Origin of the sequence: Campylobacter concisus (assembly GCF_002912425.1) — a bacterium.
Taxonomy (GTDB): Bacteria; Campylobacterota; Campylobacteria; order Campylobacterales; family Campylobacteraceae; genus Campylobacter_A; species Campylobacter_A concisus_AH.
This window is the reverse complement of the sequence record NZ_POYR01000040.1, coordinates 36,681-51,855: the sequence shown is the minus strand read 5'-3', so window position 1 is coordinate 51,855 and position 15,175 is coordinate 36,681. Positions and strand designations below refer to the sequence as shown.

17 protein-coding genes and 1 pseudogene are annotated in these 15,175 nt (G+C 39.5%); 9 read left to right on the top strand and 9 right to left on the bottom strand.

All coding sequences use genetic code 11. From position 1 onward, the window contains the following. Positions 1-286: 286 nt before the first annotated feature. The 4 genes from CYP84_RS02375 to CYP84_RS02360 form a co-directional block, all read right to left on the bottom strand. Positions 287-979, bottom strand: coding sequence for an aspartate/glutamate racemase family protein (locus CYP84_RS02375; RefSeq protein WP_009294309.1), 693 nt, complete (start codon positions 977-979; stop codon positions 287-289). Positions 980-1,144: 165 nt separating this feature from the next. Further along, entirely contained in the window at positions 1,145-2,500 is a 1,356-nt protein-coding gene (locus CYP84_RS02370; protein ID WP_021084182.1) for a cation:dicarboxylate symporter family transporter, read from the bottom strand. An 11-nt stretch (positions 2,501-2,511) separates the two neighbouring features. Next, on the bottom strand, positions 2,512-3,006 hold the full coding sequence (locus CYP84_RS02365) for a peptidylprolyl isomerase (RefSeq protein ID WP_103636550.1): 495 nt from the start codon (positions 3,004-3,006) through the stop codon (positions 2,512-2,514). 11 nt (positions 3,007-3,017) lie between these two features. After that, entirely contained in the window at positions 3,018-3,725 is a 708-nt protein-coding gene (locus CYP84_RS02360; protein ID WP_103615811.1) for a YebC/PmpR family DNA-binding transcriptional regulator, read from the bottom strand. Positions 3,726-3,876: 151 nt separating this feature from the next. On the opposite strand from CYP84_RS02360, the gene CYP84_RS02355 reads away from it, so the two are divergent. The 4 genes from CYP84_RS02355 to CYP84_RS02340 are packed head-to-tail and all read left to right on the top strand — an operon-like array spanning position 3,877 to position 7,352. Then, entirely contained in the window at positions 3,877-4,431 is a 555-nt protein-coding gene (locus CYP84_RS02355; RefSeq protein WP_103636549.1) for a GNAT family N-acetyltransferase, read from the top strand. After that, complete coding sequence (locus CYP84_RS02350; protein WP_004317198.1) at positions 4,428-4,631, top strand: heavy-metal-associated domain-containing protein; 204 nt, start codon at positions 4,428-4,430, stop codon at positions 4,629-4,631. The genes CYP84_RS02355 and CYP84_RS02350 overlap by 4 nt, the downstream gene beginning before the upstream one ends. 1 nt (position 4,632) lies before the next feature. After that, entirely contained in the window at positions 4,633-6,810 is a 2,178-nt protein-coding gene (locus CYP84_RS02345) for a heavy metal translocating P-type ATPase (protein ID WP_103636548.1), read from the top strand. 2 nt (positions 6,811-6,812) lie between these two features. After that, positions 6,813-7,352, top strand: a complete 540-nt coding sequence (locus CYP84_RS02340; RefSeq protein ID WP_103636547.1) for an oxidoreductase — start codon at positions 6,813-6,815, stop codon at positions 7,350-7,352. 2 nt (positions 7,353-7,354) lie between these two features. On the opposite strand, the gene CYP84_RS02335 is transcribed toward CYP84_RS02340, so the two are convergent. Beyond that, positions 7,355-7,744 (bottom strand): hypothetical protein, encoded by a 390-nt coding sequence (locus CYP84_RS02335; protein WP_103636546.1) that lies wholly within the window; start codon positions 7,742-7,744, stop codon positions 7,355-7,357. Positions 7,745-8,013: 269 nt separating this feature from the next. On the opposite strand from CYP84_RS02335, the gene argH reads away from it, so the two are divergent. The 3 genes and pseudogenes from argH (at position 8,014) to CYP84_RS11205 (ending at position 10,543) form a co-directional block, all read left to right on the top strand. Continuing rightward, positions 8,014-9,414, top strand: coding sequence for an argininosuccinate lyase (gene argH / locus CYP84_RS02330; RefSeq protein WP_103636545.1), 1,401 nt, complete (start codon positions 8,014-8,016; stop codon positions 9,412-9,414). A gap of 457 nt (positions 9,415-9,871) precedes the next feature. Continuing rightward, a pseudogene (locus CYP84_RS11210) lies at positions 9,872-10,177 on the top strand (methyl-accepting chemotaxis protein); the annotation flags it as partial. 57 nt (positions 10,178-10,234) lie between these two features. Next, the gene (locus CYP84_RS11205) at positions 10,235-10,543 is read left to right on the top strand and encodes a CZB domain-containing protein (RefSeq protein WP_430393504.1); all 309 of its coding nucleotides are present in this window, start codon (positions 10,235-10,237) and stop codon (positions 10,541-10,543) included. Positions 10,544-10,583: 40 nt separating this feature from the next. Here CYP84_RS11205 and CYP84_RS02320 read toward each other — a convergent pair whose 3' ends face one another. The 3 genes from CYP84_RS02320 to CYP84_RS02310 are packed head-to-tail and all read right to left on the bottom strand — an operon-like array spanning position 10,584 to position 13,464. Then, positions 10,584-11,780, bottom strand: coding sequence for an MFS transporter (locus CYP84_RS02320; protein WP_103636543.1), 1,197 nt, complete (start codon positions 11,778-11,780; stop codon positions 10,584-10,586). Position 11,781: 1 nt separating this feature from the next. Continuing rightward, complete coding sequence (locus CYP84_RS02315; protein ID WP_103636542.1) at positions 11,782-12,987, bottom strand: copper resistance protein NlpE; 1,206 nt, start codon at positions 12,985-12,987, stop codon at positions 11,782-11,784. Positions 12,988-13,035: 48 nt separating this feature from the next. Further along, the gene (locus tag CYP84_RS02310; protein ID WP_103636541.1) at positions 13,036-13,464 is read right to left on the bottom strand and encodes a copper resistance protein NlpE; all 429 of its coding nucleotides are present in this window, start codon (positions 13,462-13,464) and stop codon (positions 13,036-13,038) included. 82 nt (positions 13,465-13,546) lie between these two features. Here CYP84_RS02310 and CYP84_RS02305 point away from each other — a divergent pair, with 82 nt between their 5' ends. Both CYP84_RS02305 and CYP84_RS02300 read left to right on the top strand, forming a co-directional pair. Further along, on the top strand, positions 13,547-14,461 hold the full coding sequence (locus CYP84_RS02305) for an SPFH domain-containing protein (RefSeq protein ID WP_021089647.1): 915 nt from the start codon (positions 13,547-13,549) through the stop codon (positions 14,459-14,461). Then, positions 14,458-14,850: an NfeD family protein gene (locus tag CYP84_RS02300; RefSeq protein ID WP_103636540.1), complete on the top strand. Its 393-nt coding sequence runs from the start codon at positions 14,458-14,460 to the stop codon at positions 14,848-14,850. Before CYP84_RS02305 ends, CYP84_RS02300 begins: the two co-directional genes overlap by 4 nt. A gap of 20 nt (positions 14,851-14,870) precedes the next feature. Here CYP84_RS02300 and CYP84_RS02295 read toward each other — a convergent pair whose 3' ends face one another. Further along, entirely contained in the window at positions 14,871-15,083 is a 213-nt protein-coding gene (locus CYP84_RS02295) for a hypothetical protein (RefSeq protein ID WP_021087694.1), read from the bottom strand. Positions 15,084-15,175: the final 92 nt, after the last annotated feature.

Genomic DNA, 15,175 nt, shown 5'->3' with positions numbered 1-15,175 from the left:
GAAGTAAAATTTAGCCAGAACACTCCAACTAAATTTAAATTAAAATACTAAATTTCACTAGATTTTCTAAAGCTTCTCACTATAAAACCACACTTATTAAGCATTAAAAATCACCCATCAGATATCAAAAATTTTTAATATAAGCAATCTTTGCAGTTAGAGCTAAAATTTAGCCAAAACACTCCAGCTAAATTTGATATCAAATTTCTACTATAAAAGTCGCTGTTGTATTTAGTGTAAGTTGCAGTTAAAACGAAAATTTAGCCAGGTGTCTGGCTAAATTTAATCAAAATACTCTCTTTTCTAGTCCAAATTCTACGCCAGCTTTTGCTAGCTCAAATGTCGCATCTATAAATTTATACTCGCTGCTGATAAATGGTAAAAACATCGGTATCTCGGTGCAGCCTGCAATATAAACGTCAGCTTCAATGTTAGAAAGCACTTCATAAAACACTGGCACATACTCTTCTAGCTTGCCAGCTTTGACGCCTTTGTAGATGCACTCCATGATGACATCTTGCGTCTCTTTGCTAAAATCGACGCTCTTTAGCCCGCGCTCTTTTAAAATTTGATCATAAACGCCAGCTTTTTTTGTGCCACTTGTTGCGATGACAGCGATATTTTTAGCGTGTGGATATTTCTTTTGCAAGGCATCTACTGTAACTTTTGCAATGTGCAAAATTTTCACTCCAGCCTCTTTTTCGATGCTTGGGGCAAAGTAGTGAGCTGTGTTACAAGCCATTAGCATCGCCTCGCATCCTGCATTTTTTAAAAGTTTAGCACTTTGAATTAGCTTTGGAAGCGGACTTTCTCCCTCACCCATGATAAATTTTGTCCTATCTTCTATCTGAGCGTATGAGTCGATAACGATGTGTAGGTGCTCTTGATCGCAAGTTGCTGGGGTTATATCGATGATCTTCTTGTATAAATCAGCCGTGGCAAGTGGTCCCATGCCGCCTATGATGCCTAATGTCTTCATAACTCCTCCAAATTAAAATTTTCAATAATTATAATATTAGTTTCTATATTTAAAAATAAAATTTCTAAATTTTCATTGGGTATTGTAAAAATAGGGGATAAGCACTTTAAGTTTTGAAGTAAATTTTAAGATAAAAAGGGGCGATTTGCCCCTTAAAAAATTCTATTATGAGTGGAAGTGAAATTCGTCTGGATGATCTAGTGCGTATCTAAATTTCTCCATATCGACCTTTTTATCCCAGATAGATACGATCATGCAGCCAACGGCATTACCGCAAAGGTTACCAACAGCACGCATCTCTGACATAAATTTATCAACGCCAAGTAGCACAGCTACGGTGACGACTGGTATGCCAGTGCTTGGAAGTGCGCTTAGTGTGCCAGCAAGGACGACAAAGCCAGATCCTGTAACGCCAACAGCGCCTTTGCTTGTGATCATTAGCACGATTAGTATGCTTATTAGGTGCTCAAAACTTAGCGGGATATTAAATGCTTGCGCTAAGAAGATAACGCTTAAGCTTAGATAGATGTTGGTGCAGTCAAGGTTAAATGAGTAGCCAGTCGGGATGATAAGGCCAACTGCGCCTCTATTTATACCAGCTGCTTCTAGCTTTTGCATAAGTGGTGCAAGAGCTGTTTCGCTCGAGCTTGTCGCAAAAACGACCAAGACCTCTTTTGAGATAAAGCGCATAAATTTAAAGACATTAACTTTGGCAAAGTAGCAAATGACGCCAAGCACGACAAAGATGAAAAAGCAGCTTGCAAGCGCCATAACTACAAGAAGCTCCATCATACCAAGAAGCGTTCCGATGCCAAATTTACCGATCAAGTAAGCCATCGCTGAAAAGGCCGCCACTGGGCTAAATAACATAAGCCAAGTAAGAAGCTTTAAGACGTAGTGCTGGATAAATTCAAGCGGTTTTAGACAAGCTTGCTTTTTATCATGAGCAAGTAACGAAAGCACGATGGCAACGACAATCGCCATGAAAAGCACTTGAAGTGTGTTTGATTTTATAAATGGATCAAGTATATGCACGTAAGGGAAGATGTCATCTACTGGCACAGCACCTCTTAAAAGATGAAGTGTGTGTGCTAAAAAGCCGCTATTTGCGTCCATATTTCCAGCTTGAGATGTAAATTTAGCCACACTTGAGGCGTCAAGCTGAGTGTAGTCAAGGTTCATGCCATGTCCTGGACGAAGCGTCTCGCCAAAGATGATGCCAACAGCAAGAGCAAGCGTGCTAACTATCTCAAAGTAGATAAACGCCTTAAGTCCGATGGTGCCAAGATCTTTTAAGCTCTCAAGTCCGACGATGCCTGAGACGATCGTTAAAAAGATGATAGGGCCGATTAAAATTTTAAGGGCTTTTATAAAGTAATCAATACCTGGCTTGCTCGCTATGCCAAGCTCAGGTGCGACCATACCGACGATAACACCGCCAACTATACCTATCACAACCCAAATGGCGAGATTGGTAAATAGTCTCACAAAGAGACTTTTTTGCGTTTTTGCACTCTCCATAAATTCCCCTTTTATAGGCTCTCTTTGATCTCTGCTGAGAGGATCTTGTCGCCTTGTCTGATAGCATCAAGTACCTTTAGGCTCTCGTCATCAACGCACTTTCCAAAGACTGTATGCACGCCGTCAAGATGAGGTTGCTTGCTGTGGCAGATGAAAAACTGCGATCCGCCAGTGTCACGACCTGCGTGAGCCATGCTAAGGCTGCCACGCTCGTGTTTTACCTTTTGGTTGTCGCATTCGCATTTTATCCTCCAGCCAAGACCGCCTGTGCCTGTGCCATTTGGGCAGCCGCCTTGGATGACGAAATTTGGTATAACTCTGTGAAAATTTAGGCCATTATAAAAGCCTGTTTTTATCAAATGGACAAAATTTGCAACAGCTTGCGGTGCATCATCGGCAAAAAGCTCAAGTCTTATCTCGCCTTTTTCTGTCTTTAAAACTGCAAATTTATCTTTTTTTAGCTCGTCTAAATTTATATCATAAACTTTTAACTCATCAAAACGCATGTTGCTCCTTTTTACTCGATATTTGTATAAACTGCTTGGACGTCATCGTCGTCTTCTAGCTTGTCAAGAAGCCTCTCGACCTCAAGCATTTGCTCTTCATCTAGGCTCACGGTTTGATTTGGCAAGTACTGAAGCGAAGCTTTTTTAACTACTAAATTTAACTTCTCTATGCCTTCATGCAGTGTGCCAAAATTTGTGTAATCACCATAAACAAATAGTGCGTTTTCATCTTCTTCAATGTCACTTAGTCCATAATCAATCAGCTCAAGCTCGATCTCTTCTATATCTGCGCTTGGTTTTTCAAGCTCAAAAACGCTCTTTCTTGTAAACATAAAGCTAAGGCTGCCACTTGGCAAAATTTCTCCGCCATTTTTGCTAAATATCGCTTTTACATTTGCAACTGTTCTTGTTGGGTTGTCAGTAGCGCACTCGACGATGATTTGCACGCCGTGAGCTGCTTTGCCGTCATAAAAGATAGTCTTGATATCAGCGCTATCTTTGCCATTTGCTCTTTTTATAGCCGCATCGATGTTATCTTTAGGCATATTTTCAGCTTTTGCTGCTGCGATGGCTGCACGAAGTTTTGGGTTCATATCTGGATCACATCCGCCATCTTTTGCCGCTACTGTTATAGCCTTTGCAAGTTTTGGAAATACCTTGCTCATCTTATCCCATCTAGCTTCTTTTGCTGCTCTTCGGTACTCAAATGCTCGTCCCATAAATATCCTTAAATAAATTTTTTACGGATTATAACTAAAAAAATTTTATACTTTTTTAAAACATTTTTAGTTTGCCTGTTAAAGTGCATAATTTGCAAATTTGAAAATAATATTTGGTAAAAATTTAAGCTAAAGGCATATAATCATACCCATGATAAAAAATGCTCAAAAACAAGATGCAAAAATCTGCATAAAACTACTAAATTTAGCGATGGAGGATATCGCCTACAAGCTAAGTGGCTACGACGATCCTGCAAAAAGCGATGAAATTTTAGAGAAATTTTTTCAAAGCGAGACAAACAGACTTAGCTATAAAAATGTTTATGTCTATAAGCGTGATGAGCAGATAATCGCTGCTATGTGTGCTTATTTTGGTGGCGACGCGTGGCAGTTTGATAGAGAAATTTCTCAGCATCTAAAGGCGCTTGGCAAAGATGCCAAGGTAGAAAAAGAGTGCTTTGACGATGAGTTTTATATAGATAGCATCGCTGTGGATGAGAAATTTAGAGGCCAAGGGCTTGCAAAAGAGCTTATCTTGCACTCATTTGCCAAAGCAAAAGAGCTAGGACATAAAAAGGTCTCGCTGATAGTTGATGTAAATAAGCCAAAAGTTCGTAAATTTTACGAGAGCCTTGGCTTTAAATTTAACACCAAAAAGATCATAAATTTACACGAATACGACCACATGATAAAGGAGATAATATGAAAACATTTGAGGTAAATAATGTGCATTGCCAAAACTGCGCAAACACTATAAAAAACGCACTTGAAGATGACTTTGGCGAGATAAAAGTCGATCTTAGCAAAGAGCCAAGGCAAGTAAGCCTTGATATAAAAGATGGCGATGTAGAGAAATTTAAATCAGAAATGGCTGATCTGGGATTTGACGTTATAAAGGAGCTTTGATATGCCTTTAAAAGTCAAGCTAAATATAGCGGGAATGAGCTGTGTAAATTGCTCAAACGCTATCGAAAAGGTTTCTAAAAAGATAGATGGGGTGCTTGAAGCAAATGTAAATTTTGCAAACGCAAGCGGTGAGTTTGTCCTAAAAGACGCCAGCGTGCGTGAAGCTTTAGAGCAAAAGATAAAGAAGCTTGGCTACTTCGTGGCAGCCGACATCGATGAGTATGAGGCCAAAAGAGACGAGCACATAACTGCGATAAGAAATAAATTTATATTTGCATTTATCACAAGCATCGTGATAATGGCGCTTGAGATGTTCGCACCTCACAATATGCTAGTAAATTTACTGATGCTAGTTTTAGCGTTTTTGGTGCTAGCTTTTAGTGGCAAAGACTTCTTTGCTCACGCCATAGAGGCTGTTAAAAACAAAAACTACGATATGAACGTGCTAGTTGCGCTTGGAAGTGGCAGTGCGTTTTTATACTCGCTTTTTGTTGTGATCTTTTCAGATTTTATCCCAGATGATCTAAAAAACGTCTATATCTCGGGCGCAGCGATGATAATAGCCTTTGTTTTGCTTGGCAAGTATCTTGAAGAGCGCTCAAAGGCAAAGGCAGGCGACTACCTAAAGACCCTACTTAAAATTTCACCAAAGACCGCCTTTTTGGTCATGCCAGATGGACAGAGCAAAGAGGTAAATGTAAATGAGCTAAAAGTAGGCGACATCGTCATCGTAAAAAATGGCTACAACATCCCAAGTGATGGCGTGATAGTTCAAGGTGGCGCCGAAATCGATGCTTCTATGCTTACAGGAGAGAGCTTGCCAGTTTATAAAGAGGTAGGAGATAGCGTATTTGCCGGCACTCTAAACACAAATGGCTACATAAGCGTCAAGGTAACAAAGAGTTCTTTTGAAAGCTTGCTATCTCAAATTTTAAGCTTGTTAAGCGACGCTAGCTCCAAAAAGATGCCTATCGGACGGCTGGCTGACAAGATAGCAAATATCTTTGTGCCAAGCGTCGTGGCGATCTCAGTTCTTACATTTTTAATATGGATAATTTTTAGTGGAAATTTCGCCTATGCGATCTCTAGCGCGATCTGCGTGCTTATCATCTCATGCCCATGCGCACTAGGACTTGCCACGCCAATAGCAATCGTAAGCTCCCTTGCTCGCGGCGCAAAAGCTGGGATTTTGGTGAAAAATCCAGAGGTTTTGGAGCTTATAAAAGATGCTAAATTTGTAGCATTTGACAAAACTGGCACGCTAAGTAAAGGGCTAATTAGCGTCAAAAGTTCAAATTTGAGCGAAAAAGAGCTAGAGCTAGTGGCATCTGCTGAAAATTTAAGCGAGCATCCGATCTCAAAAGCGATCGTAAGATACGCAAAACAAAATTACATAAATTTACAAAAGCTAAATGGCAAATTTCAAAACGTAGTTGGTCAAGGCATCGTCTATGAAGACGAGAGTAACAAGATAATAATAGGCAACGAAAAGCTGCTCGCAGCAAACGATATCTTGCTAAATGAAGCAGATAGTGAAGCGATAAAAGAGGCTGCAAATGATGGAAGCGGCGTCATACTTTGTGCGCTAAATCAAAAATTTAGCGGCTTTTTAACGTTAAGTGATGAGCTAAAAAATGAAGCAAATGACGTTATAAAAGAGCTTTCAAGGCTAAATTTACAAAGCGTGATCCTCTCAGGTGATGATAAAAAAGTAGTGGCAAATATCGCTAGCAAGCTAAATGTGAGCGAGTATTATGCAAATATGCTGCCTGAGGATAAATTTAACAAAGTAAAAGAGCTCATGAGCCGAGGTGGCGTGATCTTTGTAGGGGACGGCATAAACGACTCGCCATCACTTAAAGAAGCAAGTGTTGGCATCGCTATGAACTCAGGCTCAGACATCGCTAAAGGCGCTGGCGATATCGTGCTTGTAAAAAATGACTTGCGTGGCGTGAGCGGGCTTGTAAAGCTTGCAAATGCGACTATTGCTAACATAAAAGAGAATTTGTTTTGGGCATTTATGTATAACGCCATTTGCATACCAGTGGCTGCTGGCGTGCTATATCCGGTATTTGGGCTACTTCTAAGTCCAGTTTATGGCTCGATGGCGATGTGCTTAAGTTCGGTTACTGTCGTGCTAAATGCGCTTAGACTTAGATATTTGCAACTTAAGGATTAAATTTGAGACTTGGAGAGCTTTATAGCGTTGTAGCGGCTGCACTTGCTACGAATTTTAATGGTATCTTGGGTGTCTCATCTTTTATGCGTATCAAAAAGACAAATGCGTGGATAACACAGACAAAGAGCGATGCGAACATAAAAGGAAATGAGCTTTACGCTAAATTTATCAAAGATGAGAGTAGTGCGGCCTTGTGTGATGATTTTGTCATTTTGAAGGCAAAATTTGAAGCAAGCTACTATTTCTCAAGCGCAAAAGATGATTTGGCACAATTTTACAAGGCTATAAATTTCGAGCCAAAAATGGGTGAGGTTGATAGCATCTCAAATCAGCTCATTTTGATAGCAAATATCTTAAAAAAAGAGGCGACAAAAGAGTCTATGCAACTTCTTGCTGCTTTTAGCTTCTCATTTTTCTTACCTTATGCCGAGCAACTTGCAAAAGAGCTTGAACAAAATGCTAGCAGTAACTTCTATAAATCAATGGGGTATTTTTTAGAGGATTTTTGTTTGGTTTTAAAAACTATTATCGGTAAGGCTTAGTCTTAAGCCTGTACCATTTCTGTCATCTGAGTTTTAATACTTAAAATGTTATTCTGAATGCTTGATTGTTCTAAATTTAGATGATGAAGCATCTGTATAGAATCACGATCTTTCAGGTGCTGGATGCTTGAAATTTGATCAGCTATATCGCTTCTTTGATCTTGTAATTTTTCTAAATTTTTTTGTAACTCTGTGACATCTTCTTTTCTAATAATTGTAGGTTTTTGTCTAACCTCTTCTCTTTGTTCGACATGCACATCATTGCTTCTAACGATATCTTTTGTACCATAGCCAGAAGATACTAATATGCTGGTTTTAGCGCTACTTGATGATATAGATGTGTAGCCATTATGATAGAAAACATTTGAGTTCATATTTGCATCTATTTGCATATCGTCCTTCCTTTTTAGTTTATTTCTTCATTTATAACTATATCGGCAATAAATCAAAAAACTTGAAATAGTTTTTAAAAAGTTGCTGGGCGAATTATATTTTAATAACCTTAAATGTAAATTATATATATAACTTTTTTACTACTCTAGCATAATTTTTATATTACATTTCCCTTTTTTGAGCAAAAAATTTATTTTTAAAATGCTCGTAAAAGCCTAGTTAAGCACCATTTTGTTAAAATCACGCAAAACTAATCAAAGGCAAAGCTATGAAAAAAGATGAAAACGCGCATAAAAAGATGTGGGAGGGCAGATTTAGCGAGGCTAGCTCGAAGTTGCTTGAGGAATTTAACGCTTCTATAAATTTTGATAAAAATCTTTTTGAAGAGGATATCGCTGGCAGTAAGGCGCACGCTAAAATGCTTGGAATTTGCGGAATTTTAAAAAAAGACGAGTCAGAGGTGATAATAAAGGGGCTTGATGAGGTTTTGGATGAGATAAGAGCTGGTAAATTTGCTTTTAAGATAGAGGATGAGGATATCCACATGGCGGTTGAAAAGCGCCTTAGCGAGATCATCGGAGCTGAGCTTGGAGGCAGACTACACACAGCTAGAAGCAGAAACGATCAGGTTGCGCTTGATTTTAAATTTTATGTTTTGAAGAAAAATTTAGAAATTTCATCTCTCATCAAAGAGCTCATCGCCACGCTTGCAAATTTAGCCAAAAACCACAAAGATACGCTAATGCCAGGCTACACGCACCTTCAGCACGCCCAGCCAGTAAGCCTTAGCTACCATTTACTAGCCTACGCGTTTATGTTTAAGAGGGATTTTGAGCGATTTGTCAGCTCGTATGAGCGAAACAACCTAAGCCCGCTTGGCTCAGCAGCCCTTGCAGGCACGCCGCACAAGATAGATAGAACTATCGTTGCAAGCGAGCTTGGCTTTGCAGGTTGCACGCAAAATGCGATGGATAGCGTGAGCGACCGCGACTTTGCGCTTGAAATTTTATTTAACATTAGCGTTTTTATGACGCACGCTTCTAGGCTTTGTGGGGAGCTTATACTTTGGAGCTCGCAGGAATTTGGCTTTGTAAGCATTAGTGATGCTTATAGCACGGGTAGCTCTATCATGCCTCAAAAGAAAAATCCAGACGTCGCTGAGCTTATACGTGGCAAAACTGGGCGTGTAAATGGAAATTTAGTAGCGCTGCTAACTACGATGAAGGGCTTGCCACTTGCTTACAATAAAGATATGCAAGAAGATAAAGAGGGCGTTTTTGATAGCGTTGCGACCATTTTAAGCTCGGCTACTATCCTAAATGAGATGATAAAAACGGCTAAATTTAATGAAAAAAATATGCTAAAAGCGACAAAAACTGGCCATCTAAGCGCCACTGATCTGGCGGACTATCTAGTGCGTGAGAAAAATATCCCATTTAGAACGGCGCACTTTATCACCGGAAAAGCTGTAGCAAAGGCTGAAAGCTTGGGACTTGACCTAAGTGAGCTAAACAAAGAGCAGCTAAAAAGTGTCGATGAAAATTTAGATGAAAATGCCATTAAATTTCTAGATCTGCACGCTTCAAAAGAGGCCCGCACTTCAAAAGGCGGCACGGCAAACAAAAGCGTTGAAGAGCAAATTAAAATTTTAGACGATTGGCTTAAGTAAAAAGAGTTATAATTACGCGTAATTTACAAATTTTAAAGGATGAAAAATGTTTTTTGACAGCAAAAATAAAGAGCTTGGTAGTAAAAATGAAGCTTTGGAAAGAGAAAATGAAGCTTTAAAGGCTGAAATTTTAGCACTTAAAAATGAGCTAAAAAATACCAAAACTTGCGAGCCAAAAGAGCAAGCTAAGGATAAGCAAGAGGCTGTAAATTTGCTGCTTACTAGCTATCAAGATGGTATGAACTTCTTGCAATCAACCATCGAAGAAAATCTAAAAATGCTTGAAAATATAAACCATTTAAATGAAAAAACCTTCAAAGAAACAGGTGAGCTTAAGTCTCAAACGGCTGAAATTTTAAGCTCGATCGAGCAAGTAAGCCAGATGAGCGGTGACCTCTCAAACGATGCCTCTTCGCTTGATGGAAGCGTAAATTCTATCGTTGAGATCATAAATCTCATAAAAGACATATCAGATCAGACAAATTTGCTAGCGCTAAATGCTGCTATCGAGGCGGCTCGTGCGGGTGAGCATGGACGAGGCTTTGCAGTTGTTGCAGATGAGGTTAGAAAGCTTGCAGAGCGCACGCAAAAGGCTACACTTGAGGTTGAAGTAAATATAAATGGCCTTAAGCAAAGTGCAAATACGATGATCGAAATGAGCGAGAGTTTCTCTAAAATTTCAGCAAATGCGATGCAAATTTTAGGCGGTTTTGAGGGCAACATCTCAAGCGTAAATGCCAACACGCAAAACATCCTAAATCAAGCCCTAAACGTAACAAACGAGGTCAATGTGAGTAACGGCAAGATAGATCACATCAACATGAAGCTAAATGGCTACCGAGGCGTCTTGCTTGGCGAGATAAATAAAATTCAAAGTGTGCATGAGTGTAGATTTGGCAAGTGGTATGAAAAGGATGTGAAAAATACCATCATCAAAGACCCAAGAACCCTCTCAAGCATAGCTGCACACCACGAAAATGTCCATCACGGACTAGATAAGGCTATGGCGATTTTTGCTGACAAATATAAGGGACATTTAGCAGGTGTCGAGATACTAAAAGACGTCGAGCACTCAAGTAAAGCAGGCTTTGAAGAGCTACTTGAAGCGGTAAAAGCTGCTAGAAAGTAAGCAAATATAAATGGCTGGATTTCTAGCCATTTAGACGCAACTATCTTATCTCATACCTTTTTGAAACTACGTGGTAGTAAAAGGCTCCAACGAAAAAGAGGCTTCCCATAAAGGCTGCGATCATCTCCACGCTTAGTCCAAGCTCGTATAAAAAGCCGATCGCAAATGAGATAAGTGCGCTAAATCCAAGAAAAACCATATCATTGTACGCGATCACTCTGCCGTAAAACTCTTTTTGACAGTTTTGCTGAAGTAGCGTGTAGGTGTAGCTCCAAAGGCTTGACGTGCAAAATCCAGCAAAGATGATGCCAATTAGCGAGAGATAAAAATTTTGCAAAGAGAGCGCCCAGATGATGATGCCAACTCCTTGACCGATGTAGATGTAGATGAGCGTTTTTTTATTCATAAATTTACTAAGCAAGGCTGGTGCAAACATTAGTGAGATCGACCTTGAGGCGTTTAGCAGGCCAATAACCAGCGAGGTTGAGAGTAAATTTGCGTATCTATAGTCAGCCAAAAGCGCGATCAATGCGTCATAAGCGGTGATGCCAACAAAGGCATGCAAAAATATAAGATGCACGATGAGCCTATTTTCTTTTAGATATTTAAGCCCTTTTTTTAGCATTTTCAGAGGTTTTTCTATAAATTCTGGCTTTAGCTCGTCTAGTTTTAAAAGATATAAAAAGCCAAAACTGCAAAGATAAAGAGCTCCGTCGAGCAAAAAGGCGCTTTTGATGCCAAAAAAGTGTATATAAACGCCAGCAAGCCCCATGCCAGCTGTGTATGAGACCGCCCAGATGATCGAGTGGATCTCGTTTGCAAGCTTTAGGCTCTCTTTGCTTAAAATTTTTGGTAGCACGCTCATCTCTACTTGAAAATACATCCCGCCAACGCCGTTTCTAATAAAAATGATAAGCAAAAGTAGCCATAAAAAATCAAGCGAATTTATAAAAAGCAGCATAAAAACGCTTATGGTCTCAACCGCCATCATGATAACAAGCATAGGTTTTGGGCTAAATTTATCAACTAAAATGCCACTAAACGGAGCGATGACAACGCCTGGGATAAACGCCATCGCCGCACTTAGTGTAAGCGCCCAAACAGGAGCATCAAGCGAGATAAGTAGCGTAAAGATGCCAGTGTGCGAGAACCATACACCAAAGTAGCACATGAGCTGGATGGTGCTTAAAAGGCGGAAATTTCTCTCGTCCTTTAAAAGCTTAAGATACTCTTTCAAGCTACTGGTTCCACATGAGAGTTATCTGCTCTATTTGCGCCTCGTCTGGGATCTGGCTTAAGCTTGTTATCTCTTTTGCGAGTGGATTTTTAAGCTTTATAAGCATGTCGTGGCTGTCTATTTTTAGATAGATATTGTTTGCGTCGCTTTGAAATTTAGAGATGACAAGGGCGTTTTTTATATCTTTGAAATTTGATTTTAGGCTGATATTTTCAGGAGTTTTAAACTCATTTGAGTAAATTTCAATGCTTGTAATGATGCCATTTAGCAAGGTGTATTCAAAAATTCTCTCGTTTTTATTTGTGACGATGTAGCTATTTTCTTTTTTTGTATTGTCTCTTTTTATGTTTTTTGCGCCATAAAATTTCATCACATCAGCGTTTGCTGACTCGTTTGTAAGTTTCGCAAAAAAGCCCTTGCCAAAGAGGCTAGACCTGCCCTTTTCTCTTTTGTAGTGTCCGCTTATGTGAGCATTTTTGCAAATTTTATCGTTTGCGATTATGAAGATATCGTTAGCGGTTTTATGCACGCTTAAAGCCACACCTTTTTCGTCTAAAAGGTAAAAAATGCCCTTGTCATAAAGCAACTCTGAGTTAAATTTACAAAGTGGCGAGCCATCTTTTAGCGATGAGTAAAAGCTTATCTTTGCGCCATTTTTGCTAGGCACAAGCACAAGCTCTAAAAAGCCATTTTTGTCTTTAAATTTAGAAAATCTAGCAAAAAAACTATCTTTATATGCCTTATTTACCGGCTCGTAATTATAAATTTGAGCCAGCACGCCAACTCGCTTATTTTTCTTATCATCAAGCTGAAGAAGTGAGTTTTTGTTTGGCACAAAGTAGCTAAGTGCGCCGCTTTCATCTTTTAGCACGATAGCGCTCTCATCGACATCAAATGTGCCGCCTTTTTCTACCAAAGTAGCAGCCTTATCCATCGTAAGCATAGTTTTTGTGTAGGTTTTGTCTTTATTTAGAGTTAGGATGGTCTTCACGCCCTCGCAGTTTGAGCATGGCAAGGTGGTATAGTAGCTCGTGTAGATAGAGTTTGAAAGTATTAGTTTTTCTGGTTTTTTGGGTTTTTCATCTCTAAGAAGAGGTTTTTCTTCTTTTGATTTTTGTGTTTGCTCTTGATTTTGTGGCTTTAAATTTTCATTTTTCGCGCAGCCGATGATAAAAAATGAGATAAGTATGGCAAAAAGATATTTCATTTGCAACTCCTTAAAAATTGCAAAATTATATCATTTTGCCTTTAAAATTTATTTTACGCGTTTGAAGATGTATTTGTCTTTTAGCTCGCCAGTGACCTCTTTTTGATCCATGTCAAGCATCTTTAGGCTCTCTCCCTCAATCTTATAAAAGCTCTTCTCTTTATACTCATCAACCGTTGTGATAACGCCGTTTTTGACTGAGTATTTGCCCTTGCTAACGGCTTTGTAGTTGTCTTTTGACTTGTAGTTCATCACACTTTCAAATGTGCCGTCTTTTTTAAGCGTAAGGGTTGAGTCTATGCCCATGCAGCTAGCGCAAGGTAAAAATGCCTTGTAAGTGCCCTCGATGTTGCTTACTGGAGCCATGCAGCTACCTTTTACTTCACATTTGCCTTGTGGGACGCTTGTGCTTTGGTTTGACGTAGCGCAACCTGCTAAAAGTAGAGCCGCACTTAGTGCAAAGATAAAATTTTTCATGCTGATCCTTTTTAAAAGATAAAATTTAAAAATGTATTATAATACTTAAGAAAATAACAAATTATAAATTAAAGGAGAGAAGATGCAAGTTGAGACATTTGGCGTTTTAGTCGTTGTTTTGGTTATTTTTGCATTTTTGTTTTTAAAAGCTGGCATTAAGATCGTTTCGCAAGCAGATAACCTGCTCATCGAGCGACTTGGTAAATTTCACAAGGTGCTTGACGGGGGATTTCATATCATCATCCCATTTGTCGATCAGATAAGAGCGATCATAACTATAAAAGAGCAACTTGTTGATATCACAAAACAGCAAGTCATCACAAAAGATAATGTTAATATAAGTGTCGATGGCATCGTCTTTTTAAAGGTATTTGACGCAAAAATGGCGGTTTATAACGTAGATAACTACAAGCGCGCCATTGCAAATTTAGCCATGACAACGCTTCGTGGCGAGATAGGTGCGATGAACCTTGATGATACGCTAAGCTCACGTGACCGACTAAATGCCGCACTTCAAGTAGCTCTTGGCGACGCAGCTGGCAACTGGGGTGTAAAGATCATGCGTGTGGAAATTTCTGAAATTTCTGTCCCACTTGGTATCGAAGAGGCGATGAATATGCAGATGAAAGCTGAGCGTGAAAAGCGCGCGATAGAGCTAAAAGCCTTGGCTGAAAAAGAGGCTTTAATACGCAATGCAGAGGCACTAAAACAAGAAAAAGTACTTCAAGCAGAGGCGATAGAGCGTATGGCTGATGCGAAAAAATACGAGCAAATCGCCATCGCAACGGCTCAAAAAGAGGCTATGGATATGATAAACGATAGCATGAGTAAAAACGCAAATGCGGCTGAATTTTTGCTTGCGCGCGACAGAGTCGGGGCGTTTAGCGAGCTAGCTAAAAATAGCTCAAAAGATAAAATTTTAGTCCCTTATGAGGCGGCTGAGCTAATTGGCTCACTTAGCGTTTTAAAAAATTTCTTAGCTAAGGATAAGGCGTGATAAGTCCTTTTATAATGATAGCCATAGGCGCGCTCTTGTGCGTGGCTGAGCTTATGCTATTTTCATTTTATCTGCTCTTTTTTGGCGTCGCTTTTATCATCGTTGGGGCGATAAATTTTGGCTTTGGTTTTGAGTGGAGCTTTCAAATTTTAGCTGTCCTAGTGCTTGCCTTTATCTTGCTTGCGCTCTTAAAAGCGCCGTTAAAGAGCAAATTTATGGCAAAAAAAGAGAGCTTTAATGAGGAATTTTTAGATGAGCCAGGCGTTGGTGAGATCAGAGAAAATATGGTCTATTTTAAAGGCACTCTTTGGAAGTATGACGGAGTGCTAAAAAACGGCGAGAAAGTGCAGGTTTTAGGCATTAAAGGCGACAAGGTTATATTAAAATAAAGTGCCATTTGGCACTTTATCTATTTTGCGTGGGCTGGGCAGCCTGCTGGCATTTGCTCATGCATCGCACCTTGCATGCCGTGATGTGGGCAGCTTGGCATATTTTCTTGCATCATTTTTTGATGATGAGCACATCCACAACTTGCACCTTGAGGCCCTGCTGGCTTTGGCTCATTTTTAGCACAACCAACTAAAAATAGCCCGCAGATAACGGCAAATATAACCTTTTTCATAACTCGCTCCTTTAAAGAATTTCTCACATTTTAGCCTTTAAAAATTAATTTTTTCATAACGCCTGATTTATCATATTTAAAAGCATTTTTGG